15 protein-coding genes are annotated in these 13,925 nt (G+C 50.6%); 8 read left to right on the plus strand and 7 right to left on the minus strand.

The features are described from left to right. Positions 1–8 precede the first annotated feature (8 nt). Both HW447_RS14700 and HW447_RS14705 read right to left on the minus strand, forming a co-directional pair. On the minus strand, positions 9–635 hold the full coding sequence (locus tag HW447_RS14700; protein WP_176255882.1) for a nitroreductase family protein: 627 nt from the start codon (positions 633–635) through the stop codon (positions 9–11). Positions 636–666: 31 nt separating this feature from the next. Further along, complete coding sequence (locus tag HW447_RS14705; protein ID WP_243176316.1) at positions 667–1,020, minus strand: ArsR/SmtB family transcription factor; 354 nt, start codon at positions 1,018–1,020, stop codon at positions 667–669. 219 nt (positions 1,021–1,239) lie between these two features. On the opposite strand from HW447_RS14705, the gene HW447_RS14710 reads away from it, so the two are divergent. Next, a complete protein-coding gene (locus HW447_RS14710; RefSeq protein ID WP_176255884.1) occupies positions 1,240–1,506 on the plus strand; it encodes a hypothetical protein in 267 nt (88 codons plus the stop codon). Positions 1,507–1,611: 105 nt separating this feature from the next. On the opposite strand, the gene HW447_RS14715 is transcribed toward HW447_RS14710, so the two are convergent. Further along, positions 1,612–1,890: a hypothetical protein gene (locus tag HW447_RS14715; RefSeq protein WP_176255885.1), complete on the minus strand. Its 279-nt coding sequence runs from the start codon at positions 1,888–1,890 to the stop codon at positions 1,612–1,614. Between the two features lie 53 nt (positions 1,891–1,943). Further along, a complete protein-coding gene (locus HW447_RS14720; protein ID WP_176255886.1) occupies positions 1,944–2,369 on the minus strand; it encodes a hypothetical protein in 426 nt (141 codons plus the stop codon). 146 nt (positions 2,370–2,515) lie between these two features. Between HW447_RS14720 and HW447_RS14725 the strand changes: the two genes are divergently transcribed. Beyond that, positions 2,516–2,677, plus strand: coding sequence for a hypothetical protein (locus HW447_RS14725; protein WP_176255887.1), 162 nt, complete (start codon positions 2,516–2,518; stop codon positions 2,675–2,677). 177 nt (positions 2,678–2,854) lie between these two features. On the opposite strand, the gene HW447_RS14730 is transcribed toward HW447_RS14725, so the two are convergent. After that, the gene (locus HW447_RS14730) at positions 2,855–3,070 is read right to left on the minus strand and encodes a hypothetical protein (protein WP_176255888.1); all 216 of its coding nucleotides are present in this window, start codon (positions 3,068–3,070) and stop codon (positions 2,855–2,857) included. Between the two features lie 194 nt (positions 3,071–3,264). On the opposite strand from HW447_RS14730, the gene HW447_RS14735 reads away from it, so the two are divergent. Both HW447_RS14735 and HW447_RS14740 read left to right on the plus strand, forming a co-directional pair. After that, a complete protein-coding gene (locus HW447_RS14735; RefSeq protein ID WP_176255889.1) occupies positions 3,265–4,440 on the plus strand; it encodes an alanyl-tRNA editing protein in 1,176 nt (391 codons plus the stop codon). 16 nt (positions 4,441–4,456) lie between these two features. Next, positions 4,457–5,638: an AI-2E family transporter gene (locus HW447_RS14740; protein ID WP_176255890.1), complete on the plus strand. Its 1,182-nt coding sequence runs from the start codon at positions 4,457–4,459 to the stop codon at positions 5,636–5,638. A gap of 146 nt (positions 5,639–5,784) precedes the next feature. Here the strand turns inward: HW447_RS14740 and HW447_RS14745 are convergent, their stop codons facing one another. Then, on the minus strand, positions 5,785–6,021 hold the full coding sequence (locus HW447_RS14745) for a polya polymerase (RefSeq protein WP_176255891.1): 237 nt from the start codon (positions 6,019–6,021) through the stop codon (positions 5,785–5,787). A 45-nt stretch (positions 6,022–6,066) separates the two neighbouring features. Then, positions 6,067–6,924: a PHP domain-containing protein gene (locus HW447_RS14750; protein ID WP_176255892.1), complete on the minus strand. Its 858-nt coding sequence runs from the start codon at positions 6,922–6,924 to the stop codon at positions 6,067–6,069. A gap of 278 nt (positions 6,925–7,202) precedes the next feature. Between HW447_RS14750 and HW447_RS14755 the strand changes: the two genes are divergently transcribed. Genes HW447_RS14755 through HW447_RS14770 form a run of 4 tightly spaced genes read left to right on the plus strand, consistent with a single transcriptional unit; the run spans position 7,203 to position 13,922 of the window. Then, entirely contained in the window at positions 7,203–8,315 is a 1,113-nt protein-coding gene (locus tag HW447_RS14755) for an ATP-binding protein (RefSeq protein ID WP_176255893.1), read from the plus strand. Next, complete coding sequence (locus HW447_RS14760) at positions 8,303–10,666, plus strand: DUF5682 family protein (protein WP_176255894.1); 2,364 nt, start codon at positions 8,303–8,305, stop codon at positions 10,664–10,666. Before HW447_RS14755 ends, HW447_RS14760 begins: the two co-directional genes overlap by 13 nt. Next, positions 10,663–11,790 carry a VWA domain-containing protein gene (locus HW447_RS14765; protein WP_176255895.1) on the plus strand — a complete coding sequence of 376 codons (1,128 nt, stop codon included), beginning with the start codon at positions 10,663–10,665 and terminating at the stop codon, positions 11,788–11,790. The genes HW447_RS14760 and HW447_RS14765 overlap by 4 nt, the downstream gene beginning before the upstream one ends. Next, on the plus strand, positions 11,787–13,922 hold the full coding sequence (locus tag HW447_RS14770; protein ID WP_176255896.1) for an SWIM zinc finger family protein: 2,136 nt from the start codon (positions 11,787–11,789) through the stop codon (positions 13,920–13,922). Before HW447_RS14765 ends, HW447_RS14770 begins: the two co-directional genes overlap by 4 nt. Positions 13,923–13,925 lie beyond the last annotated feature (3 nt).

Consider the following 13,925-nt stretch of genomic DNA (forward strand, 5'->3'; position numbering starts at 1 on the left):
CTGTCATTTCAACTCTGTGAACCGGTTTCTTTTGTCTTGCCATAGTAAAAAGCCCTCCTAATGATATTTATTTTATCATAGAAGGACCTTATCGTAGTTAATTTTACAGAAAAAGTTTCACATTCTCCGAGAAGTGCTGCCTGTACGCCTTTGGAGAACCAGTCCGGCCAGGGTTTTTCAGACCGGGCTACTGCTGCAGGCTCTTTAATTTTATGTCCGGTTCCCTGGTTCTTTCCGTAGCCGACTGCGATCACGAGACAAAGCTTCTCGCCGGGATCAATTTGAAATGCTGATTTGATTTTACTGTAAGTCATGGCTGTCCAGCAGGTATTTAATCCCAGCTGCTGGGCCTTTAAAACAACCTTTTCCCCGTAGTAGCCGCATCGCTCTTCCAGAGAGGCAGACTTCTTTCCGATTACCGCAATATAATTCTTTACCCCCGAAAAGGTTCCGTAATGTGCCTTAAAACTGCCAAAGGCTTTGGGTTCATTTAAAACCAGCTGCATATGCAGCCCGCTTTCCTGATTGCACTGCTGTATAAAAGCGGATAATTCATCCCTGACGGCTGGGGCTATTTCCCGATCCTCGTATGAACGTACTGAATGTCTTTTCTCAATGGCTTCTAACAATTCCATGATAGCTGATTCCTCCTTGCTTGTTTACAGGCTATAACCTGTCCGTTCCGCTCCTGTCAGGAGCCTGTCCTGCGATCCGTTTGATTTCAGAAAAAAGGTGCTCCATCTGCCCTATTTTTTGCTTATCAGGATCTAAATAGTAGTAAATACACGTTCCATCCTTTCGGGACTTTACAATGCCTGCATCCTTTAAGATCTGCATATGATGTGAAATGGCCGGCCGTGACAAATGGGTCTTTTCCGCCAGCTCGATCACCCTGCTTCCCTGGCAGTCACAGTTAAGCAGAACGCATAAGAGATATTGGCGCGTTTCATCTCCCAATGCAGTAAACAGTTTTTGACACTCTTTGAATTCATACTGCAGTCGTGAGATATCCTGTTTCATATGTTCCAAAATTATTTTACCTCCGGTCTGTTTAAGCGCTTAAACATATGGCATTATATCATGTTTTTTGCCGGGCGGCACATCCGTAAAGAAAGTCGAGACGGTTTCAAAGGAAATATACATGGATATTCAAAAGGAGAATATAAGAGACTTTATAAAAAAGACATGATATAATATAAGGATATAAGCGCAGAAACAAAATCGGAAAAGGAGGTTTTCATGTTTGGATTTCAGAAGAAAGAAGTTTTTGTGACAATGGATCAGGAACAGTATTTTCGCGCAGTGACAGCCCTGAGAGAGCAGGGGATTCCGTTTAAAACTAAACTGGAAAATGGAGCCAGTATGAATGTGATGGGCAGAGGGCGAACCACGGCGTGGGGAGATACGCTTAGACGGCTGGACACATATTATATTTATGCGGACAAAAAGGAAGCGGATCAGGCATCCTATATTATACGTCAGGCCTTACATGGAACCAAAAAATGAGGCGTTGCAGGAGACGGTGCCTGCCCGAAAAATGGAGAATGAAAGGGCGCAGGGAAATAACGGGCGGCTGCATCTGTTTTTGCCGTCCGTTATTTCCTGCAGCACTCATTTTCCAACTATTTTCTTTGACAGCATTTTTAAGAGATCGATCTTCTTTCTCTCCTGGGGCGCCATATGGGCACTGAGAATATTGACAAGGAGAGCGGTTTCCTTGTCGTTAAAGCGGATTCCCTGCTTTCTGGCCTCGCTATGGATGGCCATGAGAGCCTGGGGAAGCTGCTCTTTTTCTGACTGGCTTACCTGATCTGCAAAGCGGGTCAGAAGATCCAGTTTTTCCTTATCCATGGCTTTTAGTCTCGGATCATTTTTCCAACTGTTATCCATAGGCTATGTAATCCTTTCCGGCTGATAGTGCCAAACCTTAATCGTTTATACTGCTATGCCATGGCCTGCAGAGCTGTGATCACCATCTGCATGGTCTCAAAGCGGGACTGTTGCTCCGGAGATAAAAAACGGCGCAGCTGTTCCATGGGCGTCTGCCCTTCCATAAACGCTCCGGTCATATCGATCAGATCCTGCTCCATGGGATTGGCATAAGGGCGGATGGCCTTTAAAAGATCCCGGACGGAGCCGCGGGACTGAGGCTGTTCCAGAGAGCAGATTCCCATGGAAGCCACTTCCTCTGTCTCAAAAAGCTCAAACGTTTTTTTCAGCTCCTGAAACTTTACAAATACAGATACGGCCCGTTGCTGCGGCACGTCAAAAAAGGGGAGAGCCGCTTTTATCATCTGAAGATGGTGGTCGCCGATGAGATAGTCCAGATCGGTCAGTTTATAATCGCTGTTTTCCTCAGAGGAAACCATAAGCATTTTCACCTGTTTCCATACTTTGTTTTAAACATATGCGGCTCTCTTGTGTCCCATGCATATATTATAGCAGGGCAGCCGCTTTGGCCCTGATGTGCCGGAGCGAACGTGCGCATCCGGCAAAAGAAAAGGGGAGACGGAAAATGTATGCAAAGCTTATTATAGATGGAAATGCAGTTTATGAAATCGATGAGGCCTGTCTTTTAAGGCAGAATCAGGATAAGAAAAAACGGGGCGGGAAAAACCGGGACAGGAAAAACCCTGGATCGGCAGGGCCGTGGCCGGCAGAGACTATGGGAGAGTAGGAATGAAAAAGGCCGGCACTTGCGCCGGCTTTTTTTTTGAGGAAACTGCTTGACAGTTCCTGGTAAGGCAAAAGAACAAGGCCGCCGGCCTTCAGACGCATACCCGCATCCGTCGGCCGTCGGCCTTATGTTCGGGGAACAAAAGGTTCCGGTGCTGGCTTAGGACATACTGTGGAATCAGCAGAAACTGTTTCCGCCGCCGCAGAAGCACAGGATCAAAAGGATCCAGATGATGTCGCATCCGCCGCGGTTGTTGTCACAGCATCCGCCTCCAAAGCCACCGCCGCCACAGCAGCACAGGATCAGGATCAGCCAGATAATATTAAAGCCGCCTCCCGACTGGCATCCGCACCCGCAGTCGCATCCGCAATTTGTTGCTGCTACATCACTCATTGTTGTTCCTCCATAAAGGTTTGATTACAATGTATCATATGTAGGAAAGCTTGCTCATGTTTCTGATCAGAAGGAAAAATTTTAGAAAAAATTAAATGGAAGAGCCTGACAAAATGTAGTATAATCGGTTAGAGTCCTGTTCCGGGCAAAAGTGTAAAGAAACCGGAACAACAGATCGGACCGGAGGAGGAAAAATGGACCAAAACCGTTTATACTACGGATCACCTTATGTAAAAAGTTTTATGTGTACCGTGTTAAAATGCACAGCTTCAAAGAAAGGCACCTGGGAAGCCGTCTTTAACCAGACCGCTTTTTATCCTGAAGGAGGCGGACAGCCCTATGATACGGGAACAGTCAACGGCATCCCTGTTTTAAGCGTACATGAGCGCGGAGGGGAGATTATACATGAACTGGCGGCTCCCATTGAGACAGGGATTCTGGCCGAGGGAGTGATCGACTGGCAAAGACGTTATGACCTGATGCAGCAGCATACGGGGGAGCATATTTTGTCCGGCCTTGTGCATAAGCATTATGGCTATGACAATGTGGGGTTCCATATGGGGACAGAGGAAGTCACCATTGATTTTAACGGCGTACTCACTCAAAAGCAGCTGGAAGCGCTGGAGGACGAGGCAAATGAGATCATCTATGCCAACGTGCCGGTTAAGGCGCTCTATCCCGAATCAAAGGAGCTGGATGCACTGGATTACAGAAGCAAAAAAGAGCTCACAGGCCAGGTGCGGATTGTAGAGATCCCCGGCGCGGACGTATGCGCCTGCTGCGGCACCCATGTAGAAAACACCGGCGAGGTGGGTATAATTAAGACAAGGACTATGATCCACTATAAGGGCGGCGTGCGCATTTCCATGCTCTGCGGCCGTCTGGCCCTTCTTGATTACAGAGAGCGCTTAAAGGATGAGATCCGCATTTCCAACCTGCTTTCCGCCAAGGTAGCGCTGGTGCCGGAGGCAGTGGAGAAGCTGAAAAATGAAGGTCAGCACAAAGATGGACAGATTGGGGAAATGTGGCAGAAGATCTTCCGGTTAAAGCTGGCGGTATGTCCTGAGAGCCAGGGGGCCGAGGAGTTTTTTGAGGAAGGCATGGAGCCGGTGCAGCTGCGTCAGTTTGCCACTCTGCTTTATGAGCAGAATAAGGGGAAGATCGCAGGGGTATTTTCCGGAAATGACTCCGATGGCATTTATCAGTATGCTCTTGGCAGCAGTCAGGCGGATATGAGGGCTTTGAGCAAAGCCATGAATGCAAGGCTTGACGGCCGGGGCGGGGGCAGCGCCTTGATGGCTCAGGGAACCTTTAAAGGAACAAGAGAGCAGATCCGCCTTGTTTTCCTGGAAGAAACAGGAAAATTATAAAGAAAAGGAAATAAGAATGGAATTTAATCGTGATACTATCAATAAAATTCGGGGACTGATCCTTTTTACTGTGGTAACAGTCATTGTAGGCATCAATTATACAAGAGTGCTGGAGCTTCTGGCTTCTGCCGTACACATGGCCGCCCCTTTCATACTTGGCGCAGTTATTGCCTTTATCCTGAATGTGCCCATGCGCTGGATTGAGACAAGCCTGGATCGGGTGTTTAAAAAGAACAGCCGCTTAAAACGCCCTCTCAGCCTGATCGCTTCGATCCTCTTCGTAGCAGGTGTGCTGTTTCTGGTCATGTTTGTTGTGATGCCCCAGCTGGTTCGGACGCTCTGGAGCCTCCAAAACAGCATCCCCGTATTTTTTGTGGAGGTCAGGGAACAGCTGGAACGGCTTTTTGCGGAAAATCCTCAGATACTGACGCAGATTGAACAGGTGCATATTGACTGGCCAAAGATTCTGAATGAGACCCTTTTGTTTTTGAAGAATGGCGCCAGTTCCATGCTGGATACCACTGTTTCCGCCGCTGTTTCCATTGTAAGCGGGATGTCTACCTTCCTGATCGGCTTTATTTTTTCCATGTATATTCTGCTTCAAAAGGAAAATTTAAGCCGTCAGATGAAGAAGCTTTTAAGGGCGTTTCTGCCGGAATCGGTAGTAGAAGAGACTCTGCGGATCGCCGCTCTGACCTCAAAGACATTTTCAAGTTTTCTTGCAGGCCAGTGTGTGGAGGCGGTGATCCTGGGTTCAATGTTTTTTGCTGTCCTTATGATTCTGGATCTGCCCTACGCGCTTTTAGTCGGTGTTCTCATCGCCTTTACGGCGCTGATCCCGGTGTTCGGAGCTTTTATCGGCTGGGGAATAGGAGCTTTTTTAATGCTCATCACCTCCCCTATGGATGCTCTGCTCTTTAGCGTGGTATTTTTCGTACTTCAGCAGATCGAAGGAAATCTGATTTATCCCCATGTGGTAGGAAACTCAGTAGGACTTCCATCCATCTGGGTTCTTGCCGCCGTTACCCTGGGCGGCAGCATGATGGGAGTTCCCGGTATGCTGATCTTTATCCCCCTTTGTTCAGTGCTTTATACCCTTTTGAGGGATGAGGTGAATGAACGACTGAAGCGGAAAGAAAAAGAAGAGACACAATGTCCTGTAACGGTGAGTGAAGACGGGGAGCATAATATAGGATAGGAATTTAAAAACGGATCTTTATCAGCCGAAAAAAGTATGTATTTAATCCATGCATTGGCTGATGGAGGTCTGTTTTTGATATATAAAACCCCAAAGGCTTATACCTTTGACAGTATCGCCTTTGGGGTTTAATCCTGCTCGTTTTTTCACTCGCCCTGATACATAAATTTGATCAGCCGTTCAATATCCTCCTTCTCATGGGCCACCAGATCCAGCTCTCTGATATAGCCGTTGGCGAAGATGGAGGCAATGGACAGGTACTGGGCCAGTTTTGATTTTAAGTTTATGCGGTCGCCCTCAGGAGATACCAGCTCTACGGTTCCCTTACATTCGTCGATCACTTTAAAAAATTTCTCTACATCTGTAACATTCTGGACTTTCATACAGCATCCTCCTTTTTTGTCCGGGTAATATGCCCCACAGCCCGATTATACCAGACCGTTACAAGAAATACAATGTTTGATGTCGTTAAGAAGAAGTTCAGATACCCGCAGTCCGCCCCGGCCTTTTCCAATAGCGATATCGGGTTTGCAGGTTCCGTGAAAATCAGAGCCGCCGGTGGGAAAAAGACTGTATCGATACGCCATTTCCTGAAGCTTGCGGCTTTCTGACCTGTGGTTGGAGGAGTGGTAGACCTCCAGGCCTTTCATACCCATGTCTGCCAGGCGGGCGATGAGAGCCTCGGTTTTCTTATCCCCCAGCTTATATAAAAACGGATGGGCCAAAGCTGCAAATGCTCCGTTTTTCAGGAGTATGTTTACCACGGCTTCCGGTTCCATGTACTCCTTGGGCGGACAGTAGGGGCCGCCATAATTCAGGTATTTTTTAAACGCCTGTTCCACGGATGAGCAGATTCCCTTCTGAACCATGGCCCGGGCAATATGCGCTCTTGTGATTACGGTATCAGGGTTGTTCCCGTAAAGCTCGCAGGCTGTGAATGAAATGCCGTCCGCTGCCAGCCTGTGAAGCATTTCCTCGTTGCGGCAGCCGCGGCGGCTGCGCATCTCCTGGAGAAAATCCGCCAGTCCCTGATCCGATGGATCTACGAACAATCCCAGAATATGGATCTCATGCCCCTCATAATGGCTGGATACCTCGATGCCGGGTATTACTTCTATCCCTGACTCTTCTCCAGCCTTTAAAGCCTCCGGGATCCCAGCCGTAGTATCATGGTCTGTTAAAGCTATGGCCTTAAGGCCGGCCTCCTTCGCCAGAGCCACTACCTGGGCTGGGGGAAAGCTTCCGTCAGAAGCGTCAGAGTGAACGTGCAGATCAATAAGCCCCATTGGTTTTCCCTTCCTTTTTGTTTCTTTTACTTATTATATAGTAGCACAGTATGGAGAAATTTGCTATACTGAGACATATATTTCCTATTACCGTTGTAACTGTTCAGCCATGGGGCAATCTGTGCAAAACTATGTGCTGCAAGCTGGCTTACATAAGCATATTTCTGTACAAATTGACATAGGGAGGATAGCCAAAGCTTCTTGCTTTCATGCTTTTTGAAAACAAGACGACGGCATGGCTGAATCGTTGCTTACAGTTTAGATGGAGGACACGACAGATGGAGCAGAAATGGATCAAACCGCCGGTAGAAACCCGGTATCAGGAAGAACTCAAGGCACTGAGGGAAAATGACAGCGGCCTCCGCCCTGAGAACTGGAAACTTTCCCCAAAAGCAGTACGGACGTTTATTCTGGGAAGCCAGAAGGAAATCCATTATTCCGGCGGCGTTTGCCGGATCTGCAGGAAGTATTTCGGCAATGATGCCCTGGTGGAACGGAGCATCGTTACTTTGGCCGGAAACAGGGGCCTTATGCTGGTAGGAGAGCCGGGTACTGCAAAGACCATGCTGTCGGAACTGCTTTCTGCGGCTATCAGCGGTGTCAGTACAAATACCATTCAGGGTACTGCCGGAACCACGGAGGATATGATCAAATATTCCTGGAATTACGCCCTTTTGCTGGCAAATGGGCCGGATCGCAGGGCGCTGGTTCCTGCGCCTCTTTATACGGGGATGGAAAAAGGGATCATCACCCGTTTTGAGGAAATCACCCGTACACCGGCGGAAATCCAGGACAGCCTGATCAGTGTACTGAGCGACAAGCTGTTAAATATCCCGGAGCTGGGAGACGAGGGGTTCCTCTTTGCTGCTCCCGGTTTTAACGTAATTGGAACGGCCAATACCAGGGATAAGGGCGTCAATGAGATGAGCAGCGCGTTAAAACGCCGTTTCAATTTTGAAACCGTTCAGCCGATCCGCGAGGCTGCCATGGAAAAACAGATTATTTTAAATGAAGTGGAGAGCCTTGCAAGGGAAAATCATGTGGAAATGGAGCCTGATGAGGATGCGGCGGAACTTTTAGCGTCTACCTATCATGAACTGCGGGAGGGCGTTTCGTCTTTAGGTCATCGTATCGACCGGCCGGCAGCTGTGATGAGTACGGCAGAGGCGGTATCCGTGTATTATCAGACCATGATCTCCGGGTACTATTACGGGGACGGTACGATGGATGTGGACTGTCTGGTTCAGAACCTGACAGGCGCTGTTTCCAAGGAAAATAAGGACGACCTGGAGAAGGTGAGAGCATATTTTTCTACCGTGATCCGGGATAAGAGCAGCAGAGAGGGCGGAATATGGAGCAGATACTACGAAGCAAGGAAATGGCTGAAATAATCCTTCTTCCTGTGCGGCATCACAGTCCCGCCTGTGCCTGGCATATAAGAAGGATGATCCGGCGGCTGAAACCGGATGCGGTGCTGATCGAAGGGCCTGAAAATGCACAGTCCCTGATTCCTGTGATGACCCATGAAGAAACAAAAGCGCCTTTTGCGGTGTACTGTTCCTACCAGGATATAAAAGGGGAGATCGGGGACAAAGAGGGATATTATAAATGCTACTACCCTTTTTTGGACTACTCGCCGGAACTGGCGGCCCTGCGGGAATGTAAGACACAGGGGATCGAGAGCTGTTTTATGGATCTGCCCTACCGGGAGATCCTGGCAGCCTGTGAAGAAAGCCGCACAAAGGGAAGCAGCGGGGACAGGCTGTTATCGGGCAGTCAGTTTTGGGACCGGCTCTGTGAGCGGACGGGACTGCGTTCCTTTGAGGAATTCTGGGAGAAGTATTTTGAGATCCGCGGCCTTAGGATGGAGGATGAGAAATGGTTTCAAATGCTCCTTGGCTATTGCAGGATCATCCGGGAGGATACGCCCCCAGAACAGATAAGGAGCGAAGGCTGTGAAGCCAGAGAACGCTTCATGGCAGGAAAGCTTTTAAAGAAGGCCAGGGAACTGGGAGAAAATGGACGGGTGCTGGCGGTAACGGGCGGATTCCATACGCCAGGCCTGGAGGAATACATTAGAAAATCCAGGGAGGAAAGGGTATCAGAAACGGAACCGGCAGCCCTGACAGGAAAAACTTCCGACCGTGCTGCCTCTGGTCTGAACGGGGAGGAAGGCGTTTACCTTATGCCCTATTCCATGGAGGAAACCGATGCCTGGAGCGGATATGCCAGCGGTATGCCTTTTCCCGGATTTTATCAGAAAATATGGGAAAAACTGGAACATATCGGCCCTGAAAACGGCGTCTATGAAGAGGCTGTTCTGGACTTTCTGATCGAGACCGGTCGGGAGGGAAGGCAAAAGGAGGGCGTTCCTACTGCTTATGACGAGATCTGCGCCTTAGAACAGGCCAGAGGTCTGGCCATGCTCCGCGAAAAGAAAGAGCCGGGAGCCTGGGAACTGAAGGACGCTGTTTTGGCTTCTTTTATAAAGGGAGAATGTACGCTTTCCACGGATCGGCCGCTGAGGATTCTTAAAAAACGTATGACCGGCACACGTCTGGGAAAGCTTTGCGATCAGGCGCAGGTTCCGCCTCTGATCCGGGATTTTGAGCGCCAGTGCGCCGGCTTTGGGATCCGCAGCCGGTCGGCTCTGGAGGCCAAACGGATCCTGACACCCTTCTCCAATCAAAAGCACAGAGATGAGAGCAAGTTTTTCAACCGCCTTCTGTTTCTTGGGGCTGATTTTGCCAGAAAGACAAGAGGGCCGGATCTGCGCCTGAATCGCGACCGGAATATGATGCGGGAAACCTGGGTCTATGGCTGGCGGCCTTCCACAGGGGCGGCCCTTATGGACGTATCGGTTCATGGAGCCACCATAGAAGAGGCGGCGGTCAGCCTGGCAAGAGAACGGCTGAAGCAGGAACAGGATGCCGAAAAGGCGGCGCTCCTTTTAACGTCTGCCTTTGAAATGGGGCTGGAGCGGGAGATGGAGCCGGTTTATGAGACAGTGAGCCGGATTATTTTGGAGGACACCCGGTTTTATGCGGTGGCAGAGGCATTGTCCCGCCTGCGTATGCTGCAGGAACTGCAGGGGCTTTATCGTGTGTTCCTCCCCTTTGAGAAGCTGATCGAGGGCTGCTATGAAAAGCTGGTGATTCTTCTTCCCTCTATGACCCGAATCAGGGAAGAGGATCTGGATATGACCATGAAAGCCCTGAAGCTGCTGTACCAGACCGGAGGACGCCCTGGCTGCAGCCGTGAGGACTATTTTGATGCGCTGGGACGGATGAGAGAGGATGGAGACCTTCATCCGGGGCTGGAAGGCTGTATTCACGGAATCCTGTACGGAAGCGGGAGAGAGGAGGCCGGGGAGGCAGAGCAGGCTGCAAGAGGATACCTGTCAGGTACCCGCGACAGGCTTCTTAAGACGGCGCTTTTTTTCAGAGGTGTTTTCTTCACGGCCAGGGATCTTGTATTTGCGGAAAATGGTTTTATCGCTATGCTGGATTATTTTTTCGGAGAGGTTGAAGATGGCGAATTTATGGAACTGCTTCCCCAGCTGCGTCTGGCTTTCGGCTGCTTTACTCCAGGGGAGCTGCGCCGGATCGGCAGCCTTGCAGCCGGACTTCATGGTGAAAAACGACTGGAAACAGGCGGACAGCCGGTGCTTCCCGGAGTATTATCCTATGGAAAGGAACTGGAACAATATGTAAAAACGGCCATGGAGGAAAAAACAGGATGAGGGATGAAAAGGAGATACTGAACCGGTGGCGTCTGGCCCTGGGGAGGTATTCTGACGGGGCCGTAGGCTTCACGCCGGGAAAGCTGCCCTATGAGGAAATGGATCAGGTTCTGGATTTTCTCTATTCCAGAGAATATGGGGAAGATCAGGACATACGAAAGGAGCGGAGGGGAGGAACCGGAGCGTCGGAGCTTACGGTGCCTTCCTGGATCGAAAAGCTGCGTCGTCTCTTTCCGAAATCAACCGCAGAAATCATGGAGCGCCATGCTCTGGAAAAATATGGAATGACAGAACTTCTCACAGATCCTGAGGTATTAAAGCGCATGGAGCCCAACAGAGAACTCCTGAAAATGGTTCTGGAGCTGAAATCCATGATGAAGGGGCCGGTTCTTGAGATGGCAAGGGAAGTGGTAAGAAAAGTGGCGCAGGAGCTTGCAAAGCAGATGGAGCAGGAGATCCGCCCCGCCCTTACGGGACGCATTGACCGTTCGTCCGGCAGCCCGGTGCGCTCTGTGCGCAATCTGGATATAAAAAGGACCATACGGATGAATCTGAAGCATTATGATACAGAGAAAAAACAGCTGCTCTTAAAAGATGTATATTTTTACGGCAGGCTCAAACGCCACAGCCCCTGGAGGGTGATTCTCTGTGTGGACGAAAGCGGCTCCATGCTGGACAGCGTGATCCACAGCGCCGTGATGGCCGGAATTTTTGCCAGACTGCCGGTAATGGATGTGCGGCTGGTGATTTTTGATACCAGCGTGGTGGATTTAAGCGGATATGTGGAGGATCCGGTAGAAACGTTAATGAGCGTCCAGCTGGGGGGAGGAACGGACATTGGAGGGGCTTTGCGCTACTGCGAGACGCTGATGGAAAGTCCTGCAAGGACAGTGATGGTGCTGGTATCCGATCTCTATGAGGGCGGCAGCTATCAGAATATGCTCGGCGCAGTAAAAGATATCGTGGAAAGCGGGGCGAAGTTTGTTGCCCTGACTGCGCTGGATCATGAAGCAGAGCCTGTATATGACAGAAATGCGGCAGAACATATGGCCCGGCTGGGGGCTCATGTAGGAGCCATGACGCCGGAGCAGCTGGCAGAATGGATGGGAAAGATCATAGCATGACAGACTGGAAGACGATACTGGCCGGGGCAGATGACGAATATCTGTCCGGCATCAGCAACAGGGGCACCGTCAAACGGGCTCATAAGGATATGGAAACCATCCCGGTTCAGGTTCTGGAAACCGGGGAAAATGAAATACGGGTAAAAACAGGGGAAGAAGAGGTGGCGGTAAAGCCGGTGCTTGCAGAAAGCAGCTGCAGCTGTCCTTCGCGGTCTGTATGCAGGCATATGGTGCAGGCAGTGCTGGCTCTGAGGGAACTCTATAGTTCGGATGCCCAGGGGGGAGAAAAGAAAGACAGTTCCAAAGAACCTTCTGAGACGCCGGACGTTTCCTCACAGCGGGTCTGGTCAGCCGTCATAGATATTCCCCCCGCCAGACTCATCCGCACATTAGGCCCCCGCCGCCTGAAGGAGGTACTGGGGCAAATTCGGACGGGAGTCCGGGCTCACATCACTCGTTCAAGTGTGGTGACGGTAGAGCTTCCCGACTCCGATATCCGGGTCAGATTTCTTTGGCCGCTTGAATATTCGTCCTGCAGCTGCCGGAAAAAGGATTTCTGTCCCCACAGAGCAGCAGCAGCCATCTGGTGCCGTCTGGAAGCGGAGAAGTTTCATGAGGAAGAGTTTGAGCAGAAGGAGACGGAAGGGATGGATCTGGAGCGCATCCGGGAGCGGGCGCTGGAAATGAAAAAAGTGCTGGAGGATATATTTGCATCCGGCCTTTCCCGCACCGCTTTTCAGAGTGCGGACTCTCTGGAACGGCTGGCTGTAATCAGCCATAATGAGGATCTGGCATCCTTTGAGGACAGCTTTAGAAGCCTGCACACGGGCTATGAGGCATACTTTCGCCGCCGGGCATCGGTAAGTGCTGCCGCCCTCATGGAGGAGAGCGCCCGCCTGTATAGCCGTCTCTGCCGTTTAAGCCGGGTCCGGACAGCCAGGGAGGCGCAGGAGCTGGGGGGAGTGTTCCGAATGGAGTATGAACCTGCAGGAACCTTGCATCTGGTTGGGCTTACGGCGGAATATTTTAAGAGTAAAAACGGATATGAGGGAGAAACCATATATTTTCTGGAGGAGAAAACAAAGGAGTGGTACACCTATACCAGCGCCCGTCCTGTTTTTTATGACAGTGGGAAAAAGCGGGGGAGAGAGGAAAAAGCAGCCGTTCCCTGGGGGCTTCCCCTGACCTTGAAACAGCTGGCAGGCGCAAGGCTCTGTCTGGAACAGGCCAAAGCAGGAAAAACGGGGCGTCTTTCATCCAGCCAGGACACTCAGGCCCGGATTACTGGAAACAACGGGTTTCAGGCCACGGATGGCCAATCCTGGGTTTACGATGATTTTGGCCGGCTTTTTAAAGAACAGTGTCCGTTTCGGGGCGGTTGGCTGCAGCCGGAGGAAGAGCGGGTACGGGTAGTGCTGATCCGCGCCGCCATCTGGGGCCGGGCAGAGTTTTCCGGGACAGAACAGAAATTTTCCATGGCAGTTATGGATCAGGCGGGCCGGGAGCTTCTGGTAGAACTGGCTTATGATAAACAGGAGGATGCCAACATCCGTTATCTGGAACGGACTGCTGCACAGGTAGAAAGACAGGGAGAATCAGCCCCGCCTGTGATCGCGGGAAAACTGTATCTGAAGGACGGACGGCTGTGCCTGCATCCGCTGGAGCTGTTCTGGTGGGAGCCGGTTTCTGAAGAACCGCCGGACAGCGAAGGAATGGAAGGAGGGGAGATATCGGATACAGAAGCGCCGCCGGATACAAAGGCCCTGCTCAGGATGCAGGCCATTCACCAGACAAGGGAACTTTTAGATAATGTCCGCCAGCAGCTGGAAGATCTCTATCAGAGCGGGTTTGACACCGTCCACGACAGCACTATAAAAGGACTGAAACGCTGGGAGAAACAGGCGCAACAGAGCGGGTTAAGCGTTCTTGGCGAACAGCTGAAGGAACTGGAGGTTCAGCTTGAAGCCCTCAGACACAGCCTTCACCCGGAACATGGCCCGGATATGGAAATATACACGAAACTGACGGAATACCTGTATCTGGCAAAGCAGAAAACAGACTTTGACCTGGCAGAAGCCTATTACATCAGGAAAAAACGCTTCAAAGGTTATGAAGCGGGCGAAGGAGGATAAATA

It is taken from the genome of Enterocloster alcoholdehydrogenati (assembly GCF_013282095.1).
GTDB lineage: Bacteria > Bacillota > Clostridia > Lachnospirales > Lachnospiraceae > Enterocloster > Enterocloster alcoholdehydrogenati.